Source organism: Xanthomonas sp. WHRI 10207 (assembly GCF_040202975.1).
Classification (GTDB): domain Bacteria; phylum Pseudomonadota; class Gammaproteobacteria; order Xanthomonadales; family Xanthomonadaceae; genus Xanthomonas.
In genome coordinates this window covers 59,161-80,997 of record NZ_JBEGDX010000005.1, presented here as the reverse complement: position 1 = coordinate 80,997, position 21,837 = coordinate 59,161, and the positions used below count along the sequence as shown (strand labels likewise).

14 protein-coding genes and 3 pseudogenes are annotated in these 21,837 nt (G+C 63.0%); 7 read left to right on the top strand and 10 right to left on the bottom strand.

Features of this window, described 5'->3' with window-relative positions; genetic code table 11:
• The first annotated feature begins 28 nt into the window (after window positions 1-28).
• Complete coding sequence (locus ABQU90_RS16565; RefSeq protein WP_407078786.1) at window positions 29-2,215, top strand: sensor domain-containing protein; 2,187 nt, start codon at window positions 29-31, stop codon at window positions 2,213-2,215.
• Between the two features lie 298 nt (window positions 2,216-2,513).
• Here the strand turns inward: ABQU90_RS16565 and ABQU90_RS16560 are convergent, their stop codons facing one another.
• From ABQU90_RS16560 to ABQU90_RS16545, 4 genes are all read right to left on the bottom strand, one after another.
• Window positions 2,514-3,329 carry an alpha/beta fold hydrolase gene (locus tag ABQU90_RS16560; protein ID WP_323523078.1) on the bottom strand — a complete coding sequence of 272 codons (816 nt, stop codon included), beginning with the start codon at window positions 3,327-3,329 and terminating at the stop codon, window positions 2,514-2,516.
• 193 nt (window positions 3,330-3,522) lie between these two features.
• Window positions 3,523-6,114, bottom strand: a complete 2,592-nt coding sequence (acnB, locus tag ABQU90_RS16555) for a bifunctional aconitate hydratase 2/2-methylisocitrate dehydratase (RefSeq protein ID WP_323523033.1) — start codon at window positions 6,112-6,114, stop codon at window positions 3,523-3,525.
• Window positions 6,115-6,179: 65 nt separating this feature from the next.
• On the bottom strand, window positions 6,180-6,590 hold the full coding sequence (locus ABQU90_RS16550; RefSeq protein WP_011259444.1) for a type II toxin-antitoxin system VapC family toxin: 411 nt from the start codon (window positions 6,588-6,590) through the stop codon (window positions 6,180-6,182).
• A complete protein-coding gene (locus ABQU90_RS16545; RefSeq protein ID WP_016903180.1) occupies window positions 6,587-6,835 on the bottom strand; it encodes an AbrB/MazE/SpoVT family DNA-binding domain-containing protein in 249 nt (82 codons plus the stop codon). Before ABQU90_RS16545 ends, ABQU90_RS16550 begins: the two co-directional genes overlap by 4 nt.
• Before the next feature lie 147 nt (window positions 6,836-6,982).
• Here ABQU90_RS16545 and acnA point away from each other — a divergent pair, with 147 nt between their 5' ends.
• A complete protein-coding gene (gene acnA, locus ABQU90_RS16540) occupies window positions 6,983-9,751 on the top strand; it encodes an aconitate hydratase AcnA (RefSeq protein WP_323523034.1) in 2,769 nt (922 codons plus the stop codon).
• A 224-nt stretch (window positions 9,752-9,975) separates the two neighbouring features.
• Here acnA and ABQU90_RS16535 read toward each other — a convergent pair whose 3' ends face one another.
• Window positions 9,976-10,425: a Cif family virulence factor gene (locus tag ABQU90_RS16535; RefSeq protein WP_323523035.1), complete on the bottom strand. Its 450-nt coding sequence runs from the start codon at window positions 10,423-10,425 to the stop codon at window positions 9,976-9,978.
• Between the two features lie 97 nt (window positions 10,426-10,522).
• Here ABQU90_RS16535 and rpfB point away from each other — a divergent pair, with 97 nt between their 5' ends.
• The 5 genes and pseudogenes from rpfB to ABQU90_RS16515 all read left to right on the top strand — a co-directional run bounded on the left by rpfB (window position 10,523) and on the right by ABQU90_RS16515 (window position 14,217).
• Window positions 10,523-12,205, top strand: coding sequence for a fatty acyl-CoA ligase RpfB (rpfB, locus tag ABQU90_RS16530; protein WP_323523036.1), 1,683 nt, complete (start codon window positions 10,523-10,525; stop codon window positions 12,203-12,205).
• Between the two features lie 209 nt (window positions 12,206-12,414).
• A pseudogene (locus ABQU90_RS22830) lies at window positions 12,415-12,692 on the top strand (hypothetical protein); the annotation flags it as partial.
• A gap of 12 nt (window positions 12,693-12,704) precedes the next feature.
• Window positions 12,705-12,899, top strand: a pseudogene (locus ABQU90_RS16525) (hypothetical protein); the annotation flags it as partial.
• A gap of 73 nt (window positions 12,900-12,972) precedes the next feature.
• Window positions 12,973-13,169, top strand: a pseudogene (locus tag ABQU90_RS22825) (long-chain-fatty-acid--CoA ligase); the annotation flags it as partial.
• Window positions 13,170-13,350: 181 nt separating this feature from the next.
• Complete coding sequence (locus ABQU90_RS16515) at window positions 13,351-14,217, top strand: crotonase/enoyl-CoA hydratase family protein (protein WP_323523037.1); 867 nt, start codon at window positions 13,351-13,353, stop codon at window positions 14,215-14,217.
• 57 nt (window positions 14,218-14,274) lie between these two features.
• Here the strand turns inward: ABQU90_RS16515 and ABQU90_RS16510 are convergent, their stop codons facing one another.
• From ABQU90_RS16510 to ABQU90_RS16490, 5 genes are all read right to left on the bottom strand, one after another.
• Window positions 14,275-16,443 (bottom strand): response regulator, encoded by a 2,169-nt coding sequence (locus ABQU90_RS16510; RefSeq protein WP_323523038.1) that lies wholly within the window; start codon window positions 16,441-16,443, stop codon window positions 14,275-14,277.
• Between the two features lie 3 nt (window positions 16,444-16,446).
• On the bottom strand, window positions 16,447-17,583 hold the full coding sequence (gene rpfG, locus ABQU90_RS16505; RefSeq protein ID WP_055846510.1) for a cyclic di-GMP phosphodiesterase response regulator RpfG: 1,137 nt from the start codon (window positions 17,581-17,583) through the stop codon (window positions 16,447-16,449).
• Window positions 17,584-17,723: 140 nt separating this feature from the next.
• Complete coding sequence (gene lysS / locus ABQU90_RS16500) at window positions 17,724-19,241, bottom strand: lysine--tRNA ligase (protein ID WP_323523039.1); 1,518 nt, start codon at window positions 19,239-19,241, stop codon at window positions 17,724-17,726.
• Window positions 19,242-19,436: 195 nt separating this feature from the next.
• A protein-coding gene (gene prfB / locus ABQU90_RS16495) for a peptide chain release factor 2 (protein ID WP_115584438.1) occupies window positions 19,437-20,562 on the bottom strand; the annotation gives its coding sequence in 2 pieces (ribosomal slippage) (window positions 19,437-20,486 and window positions 20,488-20,562; 1,125 coding nt in all).
• 257 nt (window positions 20,563-20,819) lie between these two features.
• Window positions 20,820-21,770, bottom strand: coding sequence for a LytTR family DNA-binding domain-containing protein (locus ABQU90_RS16490; protein ID WP_323523079.1), 951 nt, complete (start codon window positions 21,768-21,770; stop codon window positions 20,820-20,822).
• Window positions 21,771-21,837 lie beyond the last annotated feature (67 nt).

The window sequence follows — 21,837 nt, the reverse complement described above, 5'->3', positions numbered from 1 at the left end:
GATCAAGCACGGCCCGCTCACGGCCGGCATGGCCAAGCCCGGCGAAGCGCCGGATGACCGTCGTTCGCGCTTGCTGGCCGAAGCGCTGGATGGCAGCAGCAGTGCCATCCTCATCTGCGATCTGCAATCGCGCCTGCTCTACGCCAACGATGGCTTCCAGCGCATGTTCGGCTACACCGAAGCCGAGCTGGTCGGCCAGCGCCCGTCGGATGTGTTGACCCGTGCGCAGAGCGACCAGGGCGAGGTTGCGCGCATCCGCGATCGCGCCGATGCCCTGCAGCAAACCCGTGCCGACTTGCTGGTCTATCGCAAGGACGGCTCGCCGTTGTGGATCTCGCTCAACTTCAATCCGATCTACGACGCCAAACACAATCCGTCGCATTACGTGGCGGTGCTGACCGACATTACCGACACCAAGATGCACGAAGTGCTGCAGCACCGCGTGCTGGAAGCGCTGGTGCAGGAGCGCCCGCTGATCGAGGTGATGACGCTGATCTGCACCGAGGTCGAACGCATCGCACCGGAAGTGTTGGCGACCGTCATGAGCGCCGACAACCAGGGCTGCCTGCATTCGCTGGCCGCGCCGAGTCTGCCGCCCGAGTATGCCGACGCCGTCAGCGGCCTGAAGATCGGCCCCGGTGCAGGTGCCTGCGGCACCGCTGCCTGGCGCGGCCGTGCGGTGATGGTGGAAGACATCGCCACCGACCCGTTGTTTACCGCCTACCGCGACCAGTTGATGCCGATGGGTCTGCGCGCCTGCTGGAGCACCCCGATCCGCGCCAATAGCTCGCGCGTGCTCGGCACCTTTGCGCTGTATTACCGCAAGCCGCAACGTGCCGATGCCTGGCACGTACGGCTGACCGAACTGTGCCAGCAGCTGTGCACGCTGGCACTGGAGCGCGAGCAAATCCGTCAACGCGTGCATCAGCTCGCGTTCTACGACGCGCTGACCGGCCTGCCCAACCGCATCATGTTCAGCGCGCGCGCCGAGCAGGCGCTGACCCAGGCCGAATACGCTGCCGAACCGGTCGCGTTGATGTTCATCAACATCGACCGTTTCAAGCTGATCAACGACAGTCAGGGGCATTCTGCCGGCGATGGGCTGTTGCGCGACATCGCGCTGCGCGTCGGCGACCAACTTGCCGCCACCGCCATGCTGGCACGCGTGGCCGGCGACGAATTCGCACTGGCCCTGCCGCAATGCAGCGCCGAGCAGGCCAGCGCCGCGGCCGAACGCGTGCTGGGCACCATCGCCGGCCCGTTGTCGGTAGGCCACATGACCGTGCATCCCTCGGCCAGCATCGGCGTGGCGATGTTTCCGGAAGACGGGCGCGACATCAACATCCTGCTGCGGCATGCCGATCTGGCGATGAATCGCGCCAAGAAGGAAGGCGGCGGACGCTTCCGTTTCTTCAGCTCCGACATGAATCGCATGGCGCAGGAGCGCGTGGCGCTGGAAGCGGAACTGCGTCAGGCCATCGGTCGCGATCAACTACAGCTGCATTACCAACCGCAACTGCATAGCGCCGCCCCGCACGCGCTGTACGGCGTGGAAGCGTTGCTGCGTTGGAATCATCCGCAACTCGGCGCCATTTCGCCGGCACGGTTTCTGCCGGTCGCCGAAGAGCAAGGCATGATGCCCCAGCTCAACGCCTGGGTCCTGCGGCGCGCCTGCGAACAAGTGGCCGACTGGCGTCTGCGCGGCATTCCGGTCACGCGCGTGTCGGTGAATCTGTCGGCCAGCGGCTTCGAAAGCCCGCGCATGCTCCCCGACCTGCTTGGGCTGATCGCCGACACCGGCGTGCAAGCCTCCGACCTCACCCTGGAATTGACCGAAAGCGTGATGCTGTCCGGGCAACCGGGCGTGTTGGAAAATCTGCATGCCATCCGCGAAGCCGGCATCTCGTTGTCGCTGGACGACTTCGGCACCGGCTATTCCAGCCTGAGCCATCTGCACCGCCTACCGATCGACGAACTCAAACTGGACATGAGCTTCGTACGCGATATCGAACACAGCGAAGACGCACGCGCCCTCACCACATCGGTGCTGCGCATCGGCGAGCACCTGCGCAAGCACGTCGTCGCCGAAGGCGTCGAGAACGAAGCACAGCGCCTGTTCCTGGCCGACCTGGGCTGCGAAGTCCTGCAGGGCTACCTGTTCTCGCGGCCCCTCCCGGCCCCGGCACTGGAAGCCTGGCTAGGCGCGCAACCATAACCACGCAACGTCCAGACGACTGCAGCGTTTAGACGACCACAGCGCGTAGACGGCTGCAGCGCCTACAAGCCCCTCTCCCTGCGGGAGAGGGGTTGGGGTGAGGGTACGGCCACCCACAAATCCCGCCGAAACCCTACCCTCATCCGCCCTACGGGCACCTTCTCCCGACGGGAGAAGGCAACACATCTGAAGCTCCCGACGGGAGACGCAAAGCAGCGATACGCCATCTCACCCTATCGAAGAGCGCTTGGAGTAAGGGCACACGCGTCATTCCACGCGCACCCTCCCCGCTTCAACCTCACGACAAGGTGCGTTTGAACCACCCGAGCAACTGCGCATTGACGAACGCCGGGTTTTCCAGCGATGCGATATGCCCGGCATCGGGCACCAGTTCGTAATCACAGCAGATCGCTTCGGCCATCATCCACAACTCCTCCGGCGGCCGCGCAGTATCCGCGTCGCCACCAAGCAGGAAGGTGTTGGCAGGGTCCAGCGCAGACATGGCATCCAGTCGGTCGGCACGTCCGAAGATCAGGCGGCCAAGCGGCACGATCGACGTCCGTAGCTGCTCGGCCGTCATCGCCGCCAGGCGCTGCGCGAACGCGGCCGGCAATGCCGAGGTCAGATCGATGCCGGGGCGGAAGAAGATCGGCACGATCGCCTCGATCAGCGCAGGCGTCACCTGCCCGGCCGCCTCGATCACATCCAGCATGCCGAAGTAACGCGCACGCGTGGCCTGCGGCTCGGCGCCCAGGAAGGTGTCCATCAACACCAGGCTGCGCACGCGCTCCGGCGCCATCAAAGCAAGCTCGGCGCCCCACATGCCGCCCACCGACAGGCCCACCACCGCGCACTGCGGCAGCTCCAGCGCGTCCAGCAGGCCAAGCATCTGCCGGGCAAGATCGTCGATTCCCTGCGTGCCTTGCGGCAGTTCGCCCGACTGCCCATGGCCCCACAGCTCAGGAACGATCACCTGGTAGTGCTGCGAAAGCGCCTGGATCTGCGGCTCCCACATCGCCGCGTCCCACAGGTAGCTGTGGCCGAGCAGGATCGGGAACCCGTGACCGTGCTGGGTGTAATGGAGTGTTTGACCTGCGATCGTGCAAGAAGGCATCGGCATCGACATAAATGGGAGGGCGGCGGAACTCTAGACCTCTTCACATCAGAAATTTGTTGCAGTGCGGCAAGCGGTTTAACTGCGATTTGTTTTGACGCACGTCACGCTCTACTCGAAGCGAAGTCATTGCCCGATAAACGAAAAACGCCCGGCATTGCCGGGCGTTCTAAGGTCCATCCAATCCGCTGGATCAGGCAGCGACGGTATCCGCCACGTCCTGATATTCCTGGATCTGATCGAAGTTCATGTAGCGGTAGATCTGGTCGCCACTGGTCTTGATCACGCCCACATCGGCCATGTACTCCTCCTTGGTCGGAATCCGGCCCAGGCGCGAGCAGATCGCCGCCAGTTCCGCCGAGCCCAGGTACACATTGGTGTTGCGGCCCAGACGGTTGGGGAAGTTACGCGTGGAGGTGGAGAACACCGTGGCGCCCTCGCGAGCCTGCGCCTGGTTACCCATGCACAGCGAGCAGCCTGGCATCTCCATGCGCGCGCCGGCTGCGCCGAAGGTGCCGTAATGGCCTTCCTTGGTCAGCTCGGAGGCGTCCATCTTGGTCGGCGGTGCCACCCACAGGCGGGTCGGGATGTCGCGCTTGCCTTCCAGCAGCTTGGCCGCGGCACGGAAGTGGCCGATGTTGGTCATGCACGAACCGATGAACACTTCGTCGATCGCCGCACCGGCTACGTCGGACAGCGTCTTGACGTCGTCCGGGTCGTTCGGGCACGCCACGATCGGCTCGTGGATGTCGGCCAGGTCGATCTCGATGACCGCGGCATATTCGGCATCGGCATCGGGCTGCAGCAGCTGCGGGTCGGCCAGCCACTCTTCCATCTTCTTGATGCGGCGGCCCAGGGTGCGCGCGTCGGCATAGCCTTCGGCGATCATCCAGCGCAGCAGGGTGATGTTGCTGGTCAGGTATTCGATGATCGGCGCCTTGTCCAGGTGCACGCTGCAACCGGCCGCCGAACGCTCGGCCGAGGCATCGGACAACTCGAACGCCTGCTCCACCTTCAGATTCGGCAAGCCTTCGATTTCCAGGATGCGGCCGGAGAAGATGTTCTTCTTGCCCTGCTTGGCCACGGTCAGCAGGCCGTCCTTGATCGCATACAGCGGGATCGCGTTGACCAGATCGCGCAGGGTCACGCCCGGCTGCATCTCACCCTTGAAACGCACCAGCACGCTCTCGGGCATGTCCAGCGGCATCACCCCGGTGGCGGCGGCGAACGCCACCAGGCCGGAGCCGGCCGGGAACGAAATGCCGATCGGGAAACGGGTGTGCGAGTCGCCACCGGTGCCCACGGTGTCGGGCAGCAGCATGCGATTGAGCCAGCTGTGGATCACGCCGTCGCCCGGACGCAGCGACACGCCCCCACGGGTGGAGATGAATTCCGGCAGCGTGTGGTGGGTCTTGACGTCCACCGGCTTCGGGTAAGCGGCGGTGTGGCAGAACGACTGCATCACCAGGTCGGCCGAAAAGCCCAGGCAGGCCAGGTCCTTCAGCTCGTCGCGGGTCATCGGGCCGGTGGTGTCCTGCGAACCCACCGAGGTCATCTTCGGCTCGCAATAGGTGCCCGGGCGCATGCCCTGGCCTTCCGGCAAGCCGCAGGCGCGGCCGACCATCTTCTGTGCCAGCGAGAAGCCCTTGCCGGTGTCCGGCGGGTCCATCGGCAGACGGAACAGGTCCGAGGCCGGCAGGCCCAGGAATTCGCGCGCCTTGGCGGTGAGGCCACGGCCCACGATCAGCGGAATGCGGCCACCGGCGCGCACTTCGTCGAACAGCACGTCCGACTTCATCGCGAACTCGGCAATCACCTGCCCGTTCTTCAGCGCCTTGCCGTCATACGGACGCAGCTCGACCACGTCGCCGTGCTCCATCTGCGACACGTCCAGCTCGATCGGCAGCGCGCCGGCGTCTTCCATGGTGTTGTAGAAGATCGGTGCGATCTTGCTACCCAGGCACACGCCGCCGAAGCGCTTGTTGGGGATGTACGGAATGTCTTCGCCGGTCCACCACAGCACCGAGTTGGTCGCCGACTTGCGCGAAGAACCGGTACCGACCACGTCGCCGACGTAGGCGATCAGATGACCCTTGTCCTTGAGGTCGGCAATGGCCTGGATCGGGCCACGCTTGCCGTCTTCTTCCGGCACGAACGCGGCGCCTTCGCGGGCGTTCTTCAGCATCGCCAGCGCGTGCAGCGGGATGTCCGGGCGGGTGGTCGCATCCGGCGCCGGCGACAGGTCGTCGGTGTTGGTTTCGCCCGGCACCTTGAACACGGTGACGGTCATGCTTTGCGGCACTTCCGGCTTGCTGGTGAACCACTCGGCATCGGCCCAGCTCTGCAGCACGGACTTGGCGTGCGCGTTACCGGCGTCGGCCTTTTCCTGCACGTCATGGAACGCATCGAACACCAGCAAGGTGTGCTTGAGCGCTTCGGCGGCGGTGGCACCCAGCTCGGCGTTGTCCAGCAGGTCGATCAGCGGCTGGATGTTGTAGCCGCCCAGCATGGTGCCCAGCAGCTCGGTCGCACGCGTGGGGCTGATCAGTGCGGTTTTCTCGGTACCGAAGGCCACGGCGGCCAGGTACGAGGCCTTGACCTTGGCGGCGTCGTCGACGCCGGCCGGCACGCGCTGGCTCAGCAGCTCGACCAAAAAGGCTTCTTCGCCGGCGGGCGGAGCCTTCAACAGTTCGATGACCTCGGCGGTCTGCTGCGCGGTCAGCGGCAGCGGCGGGATACCGAGCGCGGCGCGCTCTGCAACGTGGTGGCGATAGGCTTCCAACATGCGGGTTCTCCAAAAGGACAGCAGTGAATGTGTAAAAACGTCAGACGTGGATCAGAAGGCGTGGGTCAGGCAACGGGCTTGGGGACGGTGATCTTCAAGCCCTTGAAGTAATCGCGGAAGAAGCCCTCGTCGCGGGTAATCAACCCATCGCACTGGAGCATCGCGTGGGCGCCGATCAGAAAATCCGCCACCACCCGCTCGCGCTTGCCGCCGCGTGCACGGAAGCGCTTGTTCATATGGCCGGCGCGCACCGCCGCCGCTTCCTGGGTGGCTTCGTAACGCACCCCGATCGAGGCCAGGGTTTCCATCAGGTCGACCTGGGTGTCCAGCATGGCCAGCACTTCGGCCACCACCGCGTCGCAGACCACGACCTCGTCGCGCGCCAGTGCATCGCCGATGCAGATTTCAGACACCTCGCCATACACCGGGTCGCCGATGAGGATGTCCAGCAGCACCGAGGAATCCAGGGCGATCATGGGTCGAACGGATCCCCGGGCGCGCGGCCACGGATGGCGCGCATGGCTTCGTCAGTGCTGGTCAGGCCGTCGACCAGCTTGAACTTGCCGCGCACCTTGCGCAGCGCTTCGCTGACATCCTTACGCAAGATGATGCGCCCACCATCGAGTTCGATCTTGAGGGTGGTGCCCTTGGTCAGGCCCAGGGCATCGCGCACTGCCTTGGGCAGCGTGATCTGTCCACGTTCCGCAACGGTGGCTTCCATGAGCATGCTCCAGAAAGTATGCGCACATGATACGTACTTGGGCGATCGTACTCAAGCGAGCAGATCGACCCGGACACACCGTGCGTACACACTGAACTGCTCAGAATAGGCCCCTACCTAAAGCCTTCGACGCCATAGGAGTGATGCATGAGCGATTCCTTTTCCACCCGCGCCTCATTTGAGGTCCACGGCAAGCGCTACGACTATTACAGCCTGCCCAAACTGGGCGAGCGATTCGATATCGCCCACCTGCCCTACTCGATGAAGATCCTGCTGGAGAATCTGCTCCGGCACGAGGACGGCGGTGTGACCGTCGGCAAGGACCACATTGAGGCAGTCGCCAAATGGGACCCCAAGGCCGAGCCGGAGATCGAAATCGCCTTCATGCCCGCGCGCGTGGTGTTGCAGGATTTCACCGGCGTGCCGTGCGTGGTCGACCTGGCTGCGATGCGCGATGCAGTGGTCAAGCTGGGCGGCGACGCCGACCAGATCAACCCGCAGATTCCCTCCGAGCTGGTCATCGACCACTCGGTGCAGGTGGACGTGTTCGGCAAGCCCGACGCGCTCGACCTCAATGGCAAGATCGAATTCCAGCGTAACCAGGAACGCTACGGCTTCCTGCGCTGGGGCCAGAAAGCGTTCGAAAACTTCAAGGTGGTGCCGCCCAATACCGGCATCGTCCACCAGGTCAACCTGGAAAATCTCGCCCGCGTGGTGATGAGCGCGGACAAGGACGGCACCCTGGTCGCCTATCCCGACACCGTGTTCGGTACCGACAGCCACACCACCATGATCAATGGCATCGGCGTGCTGGGCTGGGGCGTAGGTGGCATCGAAGCCGAGGCCGCAATGCTGGGCCAGCCGTCGTCGATGCTGATTCCGCAGGTGGTGGGCTTCAGACTCACCGGCAAACTGCCCGAAGGCGCCACCGCCACCGATCTCGTACTGACCGTCACCCAGATGCTGCGCAAGGCCGGTGTGGTGGGCAAGTTCGTCGAGTTCTTCGGCGAGGGCCTGCAGCACCTGCCGCTGGCCGACCGCGCCACCATCGGCAACATGGCACCGGAATACGGCGCCACCTGCGGCATCTTCCCGGTCGACGAAGAATCGCTGACCTACCTGCGCCTGTCCGGCCGCAGCGAGGAGCAGATTGCGCTGGTGGAAGCCTACGCAAAGGCGCAGGGCCTGTGGCACGACGCCACCACCCCGCCGGCGCAGTACAGCGCCACGCTGGAACTGGACATGGGTGAGGTCAAGCCGTCGCTGGCCGGCCCCAAGCGCCCGCAGGATCGCGTGTTGCTGGAAGACATGCAGGCCAATTACCGCGAAAGCCTCAAGCCGTTCGCCGAGGCGCGCAGCAAGCGGCTGGGCGACATCAAACAGGAAGATCGCCTGAAGAACGAAGGCGGAGGCGGTACCGCAGTCGGCGCCAAGGCGGCCCATGCCGAAGGCGCGGCCGACAGCGGCGCCGGCTGGCAGCTGCGCGACGGCTCGGTGGTGATCGCCGCCATCACGTCATGCACCAACACCTCCAACCCGGCGGTGATGCTCGGTGCCGGCCTGCTGGCACGCAACGCGGCCGCCAAGGGCTTGAAGGCGCAGCCGTGGGTCAAGACCTCGCTTGGGCCGGGCTCGCGTGTGGTCACCGATTATCTGAGCAAGGCCGGCGTGCTGGCCGACCTGGAAACGCTCGGCTTTTACGTGGTTGGCTACGGCTGCACCACCTGCATCGGCAACTCCGGCCCGCTGCCGGAAGACGTGTCCGCCGCGATTGCCAAGGACGATCTGGTTGTGGCATCGGTGTTGTCGGGCAACCGCAACTTCGAAGGCCGCGTGCATCCCGAAGTCAAAATGAATTATCTGGCCTCGCCGCCACTGGTCGTCGCCTATGCGATCGCTGGCACCACCGATATCGATCTCACCACCGAGCCGCTGGGCACCGGTAGCGACGGTCAGCCGGTGTACCTGCGCGACATCTGGCCGAGCAACAAGGAAATCGGCGACACCATCGCCGCGACCGTGGGCCCGGAGATGTTCAAGCAGAACTACGCCGATGTGTTCAAGGGCGATTCGCGCTGGAACACCATCGCCTCGCCCGATGGCGCGTTGTACGAGTGGGATGCCGCATCCACTTACATCAAGAACCCGCCCTACTTCGATGGCATGACCATGCAGGTCGGCCATGTGGAGGACGTGCACGGCGCGCGCATCATGGGCCTGTTCGGCGACTCGATCACCACCGACCACATCTCCCCGGCCGGCAACATCAAGAAGGATTCGCCGGCAGGACGCTTCCTGCAGGAACGCGGCGTACAACCGGCCGACTTCAACAGCTACGGCAGCCGCCGCGGCAACGACGATGTGATGGTGCGCGGCACCTTCGCCAACATCCGCATCAAGAACCTGATGTTCGGTGGCGAAGAAGGCGGCAACACGCTGTATTACCCAGCAGCTGGCGGTCAGCCGGAAAAGCTGGCGATCTACGACGCGGCGGTGAAGTACAAGGCCGATGGCGTGCCGCTGGTGGTGCTGGCGGGCAAGGAATACGGCACCGGCTCCTCGCGCGACTGGGCGGCCAAGGGCACCAACCTGCTGGGCGTCAAGGCAGTGATCGCCGAAAGCTTCGAGCGCATCCATCGCTCCAACCTGGTCGGCATGGGCGTGCTGCCGCTGCAGTTCCTGGAAAACGAAAACGCGCAGACGCTGGGTCTGGATGGCTCCGAAATCTTGGACATCACCGGCCTGCAGGACGGTGCCAGCCGTCGTGCCACCGTCGATGCCAAGAAGTCAGATGGCAGCGTCAAGCAGTTCCAGGTCAAGGTGCTGTTGCTGACGCCGAAGGAAGTGGAGTATTTCAAGCACGGCGGCTTGCTGCAGTACGTCCTGCGCCAGCTGGCTGCACGCAAGGCGGCGTGATCCTTAGCCGCTGACGCTGGACCGACATTCCCGCCGCTTGGCGGGAATGTCGTTTCTGGGTCCGGTGCGTTTGTAGCGGAGTGCGACGCATGCTGCGGGCTGTCGATGCAGTGCACGCGCTTGCCAGGCAACAACGCGTTCGTCCGCCACGTCATCGTTTTACCCTGCGGCTCGCCCGTCACGGTGATGGCGTTAGGGCCGGCATACGCGGCACCTAACCGCCCTCACTGCCCTGCCGGTTCCCATTGCGCGTGGTACAGCGTCCAATCGCCGTCCCGCAGCCGCCAGCCAGTGACCACCTGATAGGTCTGCGCCTGCTCGGGCACCCAGCCACCGCTGCCGCCGGTGAGCAAGGCCGTGAAGCGCACGGTCGCCGTCTGCCCGCGCAGCTCTACCTCCAACGGGCCCACGGTGACGCCAATCTGTCGATTCCCCAGCATCTGCAGCTGCATCAGGCGCCGCAGCCCGGCCGCGTCCAGACCGTTTTCGCCTACGAAATCGGCGGACACCGGCGCCATCGCGTCGCCGATATCGCGCGCTTCGATCGCCTCATGCATGTGCTGCAAGGTCGCGCGCAGGCGCTGCTCCGGCGCATCGCGCGCGCAAGCGGCCAGGAGCACTGCACAAATCAGCAGCCACCACAGCCGCTTCCACTGCCGAATGCTGCCGTGCATCACGCTTCGCCTTTTCCATCCATGACGGTATGCTGCCAGGAGTTGTAGTGCCGTGGAACACACCGCGTCACGTACTAAACACCCTGGAGGGGGGCAGATGAATCAGGCACGTCCTTGGTTGCAAAGTTATCCGGCCGGCGTCGCCGCCGAGATCGATCTCGAGCAGTTCCGCACCATTGCCGAAGTGTTCGCGACATCCGTCGCGCGCTTTGCCGATCGTCCTGCGTATCACAGCTTCGGCAAGACCATCACCTATCGGGAAGCCGATCAGCTGGTGGAACAATTCGCGGCCTATCTGCTCGGCGAGCTGCAGTTGAAGAAAGGCGACCGCGTCGCCTTGATGATGCCCAACTGCCTGCAGTATCCCATCGCCACCTTCGGCGTCCTGCGTGCTGGCCTGACCGTGGTCAACGTCAACCCGCTCTACACCCCGCGTGAGTTGAAGCACCAGCTGATCGATTCCGGCGCCAGCGTGCTGGTGGTCATCGACAACTTCGGCACCACCGTGCAGCAGGTCATCGCCGACACCCCGGTCAAGCAGGTGATCACCACCGGCCTGGGCGACATGCTCGGCTTTCCAAAAGCAGCGCTGGTCAATTTCGTCGTCAAATACGTCAAGAAGCTGGTGCCGGAATACCGCATCAACGGTGCCATCCGCTTCCGCGATGCATTGGCGCTGGGCCGCAAGCACAGCGTGCCGACGCTGCAGATCGAATCGGACGACATCGCGTTTTTGCAGTACACCGGCGGCACCACCGGCGTGGCCAAGGGCGCGATGCTGACCCACCGCAACCTGGTCGCCAACATGCAGCAGGCGCACCAGTGGCTGTCCGGCACCGGCAAGCTGGAAGAAGGCAACGAGGTGGTGATCACCGCGCTGCCGCTGTATCACATCTTCGCGCTGACGGCGAACGGCCTGGTCTTCATGAAGATCGGCGGCTGCAATCACCTGATCAGCAATCCGCGCGACATGCCCGGCTTCGTCAAGGAACTGAAGAAGACCCGCTTTACTGCCTTCACTGGCGTCAACACGCTGTTCAACGGGCTGCTCAACACGCCCGGTTTCGACCAGATCGACTTCTCCTCGCTCAAGATGACGCTGGGCGGCGGCATGGCCGTGCAGCGCTCGGTCGCCGAGCGGTGGAAGAAAGTCACCGGGCAAACTCTGGTGGAGGCCTACGGCCTGACCGAGACGTCGCCGGCCGCCTGCATCAACCCGATGGACCTGAAGGACTACAACGCATCGATCGGCCTGCCGATTCCCTCCACCGATGCCTGCATCAAGGACGATGCCGGTGCGGAACTGGCAATCGGCGAGATTGGCGAGTTGTGCATCAAGGGCCCGCAGGTGATGAAGGGTTATTGGAAGCAGCCCGCCGAAACCGCCAAGGTGATGGACGCGGACGGCTGGCTGCACACCGGCGACATCGCGCGGATGGACGAGCTGGGCTTTGTCTACATCGTCGACCGCAAGAAGGACATGATTCTGGTATCCGGTTTCAACGTCTACCCGAACGAGATCGAAGACGTCATCGCCACCATGCCCGGCGTGCTGGAAGTGGCGGCGGTCGGTGTACCGGACGAAAAATCAGGCGAAATCGTCAAGGTCGTGATCGTCAAGAAAGACCCTGCCCTCACCGCCGACGATGTGAAGGCGCACTGCCGGACCAATCTGACCGGCTACAAGCAGCCCCGCGTGATCGAATTCCGCAAGGAATTGCCGAAAACCAACGTCGGCAAGATCCTGAGGCGCGAACTGCGGGATGCACCGAAGGGATAGGAACAGGTCGAGAGCGGTCGTCAGGCGGATGTGCGCAGCGTTTAAAACCAGTATGTACGCACAGCCCTTATCGGCTCCGACCACCGGCAGCAGCAGCCCGGTAGTCCTCGCGCGGTAGTTTCTCAGTGGCGTCAGGTCTACCGGCGCCACTGAAGTTTTCGACAGCCCGAAAGTCATCCAACGCCCGCAATGCCGCAAGGCCTTGCGGGCGTTTACATTTCGCCGAATGCATCGGATATCGAATCTCGGGCAGCTACCAAAAGACGGCATCCGCCAGCCGCGAAGCTAAAGTACGCAGGCCCAGCACATCATTGCCGCAACATCGCCAACACTCCCGGAGCCAGTGACGCGCACTATGAGCTGGCTCACCACCGCAGCGTTTGGGCGGCCGATGGACTGCCGATGTCGCCGGTCGTGCGGCAGGCGCTGCCCGACCCCGGATGCGTTGACTGCCTCCAACGGACCGCACTATTACCGCAACGTGGATGACCGTCGGGCCTACAGCACGCAGGCGATCATCGCGTAAGCGGCGCAGCACAAGTCGGAAATCGCCTATCTGGATCGTGTTGCATGCGCCAACCTGGTGCCCTGCGGCGAAGACAGGCTCTGCGCAGAGATCGACAGAAAGGGAGCACGCGATGGCGATGCTACCCAGTCTCGAGTGGTTGCTTTGCACAAGTCCGCCCAGCAGTAACGACGTCTCTGGATATGGCGATCTGCGAGTGCCTGCGCATGGCATGGTGACTGGCGTCACCCCGTGCGGTCCGGACAAACTCGACGAGAGCGTAAATATGTTCATCGTCAAGAAATACCCGGCGATGCATGCCGATTACATCAAAGCGCATGCCCACGCCGACCTGACCGGTTACAAGCAGCCGCGAGCGATCAAATTCCGCAAGAAATTGCAGAAACCAACTCACGCAAGACCCTCCGTCGCAAACTGCTGGATGCGCCTAAACAGTAATCGCAGACATGTCTCGGCGGGGACATTAAGAGACTGCTGAGAGTTTCAGGCGAGAGGGCTTTCCCGACAATCGGAAAGCCCTTTGCGTTCAGGCAGATAGCACCGGTGTAGGATCCGTTTGTGGAGCCCGCACCGCCCGCTGCGCCACATAATCCGCTGGCGATCTCCTCGAGAAAAACTCATGAGCATGATCGAAAAACTACAGCCTCAAACTAATCGATCCACGATTCGCACACAGTCCAGTCATGCGGATGCAGCCCACTGGCTCTTTATGCATGCCGATGCATCATCCGGTATGAGGCCATGCTTCCGCCCGCAGTTGATGAGGGAAATGCACGACTACCTCGACGCGCTTTCCCATCCGTCTAAGCGAGAACCTGGCCGCTTGCGAAGCCTCGTCCTTGCCTCTGACGCAAATGCATTCAACCTTGGCGGTGATCTAGATTTGTTCGGTTACATGATTCGCGCACGTGATCGACAGGGTCTATTGCGGTATGCGCAGAGTTGCGTACGTGGCGTCTTTCAATTTCATCAGGGTATGGCGGGCGACTTCAGCACCATTGCGCTTCTGCAGGGGGATGCACTCGGTGGCGGCCTGGAAATGGCGCTGTCTTGCCATCTGATTGTCGCGGAGGAAGGCGTAGGCATGGGATTGCCTGAAGTCTTGTTCGGACTGTTCCCGGGCATGGGCGCGTACTCGTTCCTGTCCAGACGCGTATCGCCGCAGTTGGCCGAACGGATCATTCTCGACGGACGCGTCTACAGCAGCGAAGAAATGTACGCCATGGGAGTTGTGGATGTGCTCGTGCCCCGCGGGCAAGGTCTCCAGGCAACCCATGAGCTAATTACGAGACAGCAGCGCGTTCCTCAGTCGTACCTCTCAATGAATCGCGCAAGGAGGATATGCAATCCAGTCACGCATGAAGAGCTGTTGGCGGTGACGGAAGTTTGGGTGGAAGCGGCGCTAGAGCTGGGAGAGAAATCTCTCAAGACAATGGATCGCCTGGTGAAAGCGCAAACGCGCCGGGCCGCAAAGGGAATTGCCTGATTAGCATGACAGCATGCCGCAAGGGGAATCAGGCCCGGCTCAACGCCGGGCTTCTAGTCAGGACGCATCTTCACCCGAGCCTTTTTCGAACCGCTCTTTTGCACGGGATTCAAGTGCAGCACGGCCCAACTGCAAATTATGCTGTAGCTGATTGACGCGCATTTGCCATTCCGACTTGATCTGGGCATCGGACATACTCATCAACTCACCGCCCTGCTCTGCCAATAACACCAGTCCAAGATTGCTGGCGACTCCTTTCGTCGCATGGGCATGCTCGCGTAGCTGATTCCAGTCACAAGCCTGCGCATCACCTGACATTGCTGCGATGCAGGATTCTGCATCACTTAAGCACTGGCGGATGAATTCTGCCTCGAAGTTTTTACCCATACCAAGAGAGGCCAACTCTTCGAGCACGGTGATGTCGAGGATTCCATCCGGCGCTGATCCGATACGTTGAGGCACCAGACTAACTGGAAGGGATCTGCCCTGCGTCGCAATCTCGGCGAGCGTATCCAACAACTTCACTGCGACGACCGGTTTTGCCAGAAATGCATAGGCACCTGCCTGTTCGCAATTGCGAATGGCTTCCGGCGTCACGTCGGCGCTCAATACAACGACCGGCGTCCTAGGCTGAGTTCCTGCCTGCATCACACGCAATTGCTTCAACAGATCCAGACCACTGACACCCGGCATATGCAGGTCGACGATAGCCACGTCGAAGTCTGACTCGGCAAGCGCATCCAGCACATGCTCGCCCCCATTGACGCAGGTCACTTTATGCCCAGCTTTTTGCAGCAGTCGTTGCAAGACCATTCGGTTTGCGGCGTGATCGTCAGCCACCAGGATCTGCAGCGTGCGTACGCGTGCGCGGTGGCGCAGGAACGGGTCCGCAAAGGCAATAATGTTTCCAGCATCGCCACTCTCGCGCGCCGCACCACCTGGCTTCTTTGCGAGCGTGCCGGATTCGACCGCATAGTCGAATGGCAATTCAAACCAGAAATGGCTGCCGCCGGCTGGATTCTCTTCGAAGCCGATCTCACCGCTCATGGATTCGACCAGGCCCTTGGCAATCGTAGTACCAAGGCCGCTACCCTCAAAACGTCGTGCTAGCCCGTTGTCTGCTTGCTCGAATGCGTCAAACAAACGCGGCTGCATATCGAGCGGCACACCTATTCCCGTATCGATAAAGTCAAAACGCAGGCGCACCTTACTTTCTGCAAGACGCGCGACTACACCAACATTTACGTCGACGTGGCCCCGATCCGTGAACTTGACCGCATTTCCAGCCAAATTAAGCAATATCTGTCGAAGATGCCCCGCATCGCCCTTAAGCAAATCAGGTACATCCGGCGCGACCACCACCGAGTATTGGAGTCCTTTGGCCTTGGCTTGCGGCTGCAAGATCAGATCAATGTTGCCGAGCAGGTCCCGAAGCCCAAAATCGCGGTATTCGAACCGGATCTTCCCTGCTTCAATGGCAGAAATATCGAGAACTTCCTCCACCAGCGACAGCAAGCTTCGAGCAGATGCTTGAATGGTACTCACGCACTCCCGCTGTTCTGGATCCAAACGGGTAGTTGCCAAGACTTCCGTCATGCCAGAAAGGCCATTTAGCGGAGTACGGAATTCATGACTCATATTGGCCAGGAAACGGCTCTTGGCCTCGCTGGCGCGACGCGCTTCCGCCATGGCCCGGGTGAGCTTGTTGAGCAAGCCGGACAGATACAGCGGAATCGCCGCCAGACCAAGCCATAAACCGACTCCCAGACCGAAATTCCGTGCCCAGTAGTCGTTGGTCAACAACGTGATGCCGAAACTGACCATCGCCATGGCAACGGCCAGATACAGATATCTGCTACCGAAGCGTAGGCCGTTGCCGATAGTCACCCACATCACCACGACGTAAATGCAAGCCATCGGTTCGCCAAGCGCACTCATGGCCATCGACATCAGACCGTAGTCGGCAAGCATGCCGATGACCCGTCGCGGATGTGAGCGCTGAGGCTTCAGCACGATCCAGCTAAAGATCAACAGTGCAAGTGCCTGGCTGATGAGCGTCAGGCCGAGCACATAAAAGAGCTGTGTCGCCGGCAATGCCCAGCGACCAGCGAACAGCGCCTCGTACGCCAGAATCAACGCGACCATGGCAATGCGTATGATCGCTTGACCATGTTCGCTGTCAGGTCGATTCGTCAGCCGCTGCCGGATCCATCCGAACGAGTTCATGGCCTATACCCCGGGCCGCGCCGATGCGGTGGAGAACTCACCGCAGATCTGGTCCAGCTGCGCGCGACCGCGCAATAGTGCATCCACGCAGCGCGGGTCGAACAGGCGGCCGCGTTGTGCATACAGATAGGCCAGCGCGGCATCCATCGTCCACGCTTCCTTGTACGGACGCGGCGACAGCAGGGCGTCGAACACGTCGGCCACCGCCACGATGCGCGCTTCCAGCGGAATCGCCTCGCCCACCAGGCCGTCCGGATACCCGGTGCCGTCGTAGCGCTCGTGGTGGCGCAGCGCGATCAAGGCGCCCACCTGGATGAAGCGGTTCTGGCTGCCGCTGAGCAACTCGTAGCCGATCCGCGGGTGGCGCTTCATCACGCTCATCTCGTCGTCGGTGAGCTTGCCTGGCTTGAGCAGCACCGAGTCGGGAATGGCGATCTTGCCCATGTCGTGCAGCGGTGCGGCCATCTCGATGATGCGCACTTCTTCTTCCGACAACCCCAGCTGTTCGGCGATCAGGCCGGCCACATGCGACATGCGCTCCAGAAACGCGCTGGTGCCCGAATCGCGGTATTCGATGGCGCGCGCCAGCCGCGACAAGGTTTCGCGCTCGCGCTCTTCGACCTCGTTCATGCTGGCCAGCAGGCGTTGTTCCAGCGACAGCGCGCGTTGCTTGACGCTCTCGCTCTGCTGACGCAGCTGCAACAGATTGGAGCAGCGTGCCCGGAGCTCGCGCGGGCGGATCGGCTTGACCAGAAAGTCGATCACCCCGGCTTCCAGCGCCGCCTGGCGGATCGGCTCGTCGCCGACGATGGTGATTAGGATGATCGGAATATCGCGATGGCTCGGCAGCCGGCGCAGGCGCCGCGCGAACTCCAGGCCATCCATCCCGGGCATGCGGTAGTCGAGCAGCAACAGATCCACGCGCCCGGCTTCGCACCAGGCCAACGCGTCGAGCGGGTCACCGAAGTCGTAGACCTTCAGCTCCGGCGCGATGTCCTCGATGACATGGCGCAGCATCGTCCGCGCGGACATCTGATCATCGACAATGACGATGTTCAATCCCAGATCCGCCTTTTCCGCCCAGCTTCCCCATGTATCCGCCGACACCATGCCGTCCGGATTCCCTAAAACATCCTGCATAGCCGTTGCTCCTCTATCCCGAGAACGGAAAAGCGTGACGCCGACCCCTGTGTCGACTCCCCCGGACCTGACAGCTGTCCGGAGCTGTGCCCTAGCATATGCAGTATCTGTGCCGTGAGCACGCGTTCGCACAAAAAAAATCAGGCTTCCGGGCGCATGTAAGGAAACAGCAGGACATCACGGATCGAGGTGCTCCCGGTCAGCAGCATCACCAGACGGTCGATGCCGATGCCCAGGCCGCCGGTCGGCGCCATTCCGTACTCCAACGCACGGATGTAATCGGCGTCGTAGTGCATCGCTTCGTCGTCGCCGCCGTCCTTGGCCTGCACCTGCGCCTGGAACCGCGCGGCCTGGTCTTCGGGGTCGTTGAGCTCGGAGAAGCCATTGGCCAGCTCCTTGCCGTTGATGAACAGCTCGAAGCGGTCGGTGTACCCCGGCTCGGTGTCGCTGGAGCGCGCCAGCGGCGACACCTCCACCGGATGGTCGGTGATGAAGGTCGGTTGCACCAAGGTGTGCTCGACGGTGGCCTCGAAGATTTCCAGCAGCAGCTTGCCCCAGCCGTAAGACGGCTTGGTGCGGATCTTCAGCCGTTCGCAATGGCGCAGCAGCGCGGCGCGATCGGTGCAATCGGCCGCACTGATTTCCGGATTGTGGTGACGAACGGCCTCATCCATGCGCCAGCGACGGAAAGCCGGCGCCAGATCGATGTCGGCGCCATCCCAGCTCACCTGGGTGGTGCCCAGCACCGTGTGCGCTGTGTCGCGGATGACCTGCTCGGTCAGATCCATGATCTCGTGGTACGTGGCGTAGGCCTCGTAGAGCTCGAGCATGGTGAACTCGGGGTTGTGCCGGGTCGACACGCCTTCGTTGCGGAAGTTGCGGTTGATCTCGTAGACGCGCTCCAGGCCACCGACCACCAGGCGCTTGAGATACAGCTCCGGCGCCACGCGCAGGTACAGATCCAGATCCAGCGCATTGTGGTGGGTGGTGAACGGCTTGGCGGTGGCGCCGCCGGGGATGTAATGCATCATCGGCGTTTCCACTTCCAGGAAACGCCGCGCATCCAGCCACGCGCGCATCGCACGGATGATCTTGGAGCGCTTGATGAAGACCTCGCGCGCCTCCGGGGTGACGATCAGGTCGACGTAACGCTGGCGGTAGCGCTGCTCCACGTCCGACAGGCCGTGCCACTTGTCCGGCAACGGGCGCAGCGACTTGGTCAGCAGCCGCAGCGTGCTGGCCTTGACCGACAGCTCGCCGGTCTTGGTCCGGGTCAGACCGCCCTCCACCGCCACGATGTCGCCGACATCCCAGCCCTTGAACGCGGTATAGGCATCGCCGAGCACATTGCCCTGCAGGAACAACTGCACGCGCCCGGATTCGTCCTGGATCTGCGCAAAGCTGGCCTTGCCCATCACCCGCTTGGCCATCAGCCGGCCGGCCATCTTGACGGTGCGACCGCTGGCTTCCAGCGCTTCGGGGGTCCAGCTGTCGGCATCGGCGAATTCGGCCTGCAGATCGCCGGCGAAGTGTTCGCGCACGAAGTCGTTGGGATACGCGATGCCCTGGCCGCGCAACGCGCCCAGTTTCGCGCGACGCTCGGCGATGAGGCTGTTCTCGTCGACGGGAAGGTGTGGCGCGGGGGTCTGTTCGGTCATGGCGGGGTCGGTCTGCTAGAGGTCGGGCGCGTGCCCGGTGGGGAGTGAGCGCCCGGCAGCGCCGGGCTCTCTTACATTGACGGTGTCGCGCGTCGGTGGCCTGACGTCTGGCTGCCGCAACGCGGGGTAGCGCTGCGCTGCATGCAGCCTAACGTCGTGCAAGGTCGTCGCATCCGCTGCGACCTCGCGCGGCGGTCAGGCGTCCAGGCGTTTGGAGCCTGCCGCCAGACCGGCCTTCAGGCTGGCCTCGACGAATTCGTCCAGGTCGCCGTCCAGCACTTTCTGCGTGTCGCTGCGTTCGATGCCGGTGCGCAGATCCTTGATGCGGCTCTGATCGAGCACGTAGTTGCGGATCTGGCTGCCCCAACCGATGTCGGACTTGGTGGCTTCCAGCGCGTCGCGTTCGACGTTGCGCTTTTGCACTTCCAGCTCGTACAACTTGGCGGCCAGCATCTTCATCGCGTTGTCGCGGTTCTGATGCTGGCTGCGGCCGGTCTGGCAGGCAACCACCGTATTGGTCGGGATATGCGTGATACGCACCGCCGATTCGGTCTTGTTGACGTGCTGACCACCGGCGCCGGACGAGCGGTACACGTCGGTACGCAGGTCGGCCGGGTTGATGTCGATCTCGATGTTGTCGTCCACTTCCGGCGACACGAACACCGAGGTGAAGCTGGTATGCCGGCGGTTGTCGGAGTCGAACGGTGACTTGCGCACCAGCCGGTGCACACCGATCTCGGTCTTCAACCAGCCGTAAGCGTATTCGCCCTCGATGCGGATCGTGGCCGACTTGATGCCTGCCACTTCGCCGCCGGACACTTCCATCAGCTCGGTCTTCCAGCCACGCGACTCTGCCCAGCGCAGGTACATGCGCAACAGGATTTCCGCCCAGTCCTGCGCCTCGGTACCACCGGCGCCGGCCTGGATATCGACGAACGCATTGGAGCCGTCCATCTCGCCGGAGAACATGCGCTGGAATTCCAGCTTCTCGACATGGATCTGGTACTTGTCCAGATCGGCGATCACCGCTTCCGCGGTGTCCTCGTCCTGCTCGCTGTCGGCCAGTTCCAGCAGATCGCCGGCATCGGTGAGGCCGGCCAGCACATCGGCGATGCCGATGACGGTCTTTTCCAGCATGGAACGCTCACGTCCCAAAGCCTGGGCACGCTCGGCGTCGTTCCACACGTCCGGGCTTTCGAGCTCCCGGCTGACTTCCTCTAGACGCTCTTTCTTGGCGTCGTAGTCAAAGATACCCCCTGAGCGAGAGCACGCGATCGTTGAGATCGGTGATGCGCTGGCGGATCGGATTGGTTTCGATCATGACGGACTTCCGGCAAACAAGCGGGCTAGTTTAGCAAGCGGGCGACGGTGGCGGAACGCGGTTGCGCCGGGGCTGCACAGGCTTCAGAGCAGGCAGTCTCGATGCCCGCCTTGCGGTTGCGCGCGACCGCAGGGCTTACGGGTCCCCCTCCCCCCAGCGCGCTGATGTCGCAGCGGCGGCGACATGGGCGCAGTGGCTGCGACGGATATGCAGGCCGCCGTGGGCAGCTGTGCCGCCCCGCAATGGCTCTAGCGGCCTCAGACCGTCACTGCATCTGTGCGGCGGGCAACGGCACCCTGCCCTGCCCGCGCGCGTACGTCGGCCAGATGACTGCGACTGCACGGCAACACCGTGGCGTCGCGCAGATGCACGCGCGCATCGCCGGAGTCGACCGGTTCGATCGCCTGCACCTGGCCCAGATTCACCAGATAGCTGCGATGGATCCGCACGAACACTGCGGGGTCCAATTTGGCTTCGATCGCCGCCATCGTGCTGCGTAACGGATAGTCGTGGCCGCGCACGCGCAGGTTGACGTAGTTGCCGGAGGCCTGGACCCATTCGATATCGGCGGTAGCGACCAAAAAGTCGCGGCCGAGTTTGCGCACCAGAAAGCGCTCCGGGCGGTCCAGCGGCTCCTCCGGTGGGCCTTCGTCCGGCGCCGCAAGCAGATGCGCCTCGCCCTGGCGCCGCCGCGCGTACCAGCCCAATGCGTGCTGCAACGCCACCAGCATCGCAAAGGTACGCAGATCCTTGGAGAATTCGTAAAACCACTGCAGCGGCCAGCCACCGAAGTCGTAATGGCTACCGGCCAGCGCGTAAACCAGCTTGCGCAACAGCACCATGCCGGCAACGTGCGCCAGCCACCAACCCAATGCAGCCGCCAGATACACCGGCACACGGCGACGCCAGACATCGGCATGCAGCGGCCAACGTGCGCAGAGCCAGAACACTGCGGGTAGCAACAACAGCGATGCCGTGGCGCTGGTCAGCTCCCAGCTCAGCACCTGCCACAGCACGATCGCCTCACCATCGCGACGCCCCGCCAACCATGCGGTCAGCGTGTTGCCCAGTGCGCTCAGGTAAAACACCAGCAACCAGATCGTCACTGCCCAGCGCGTGGCGAAGTGACGCGCACCGTTCTGAGGTGTCGGCGGGCGCGGCCCGATGGTTTCCATTGCAGAGGTCCGCAGTTGGCAGCTGCCGATGATAGAGGCCTGCGCAACGGGGCGACACCGTCATCCCCACTGCTCCCGTTCGTCCCTGGGAGGATGCAAC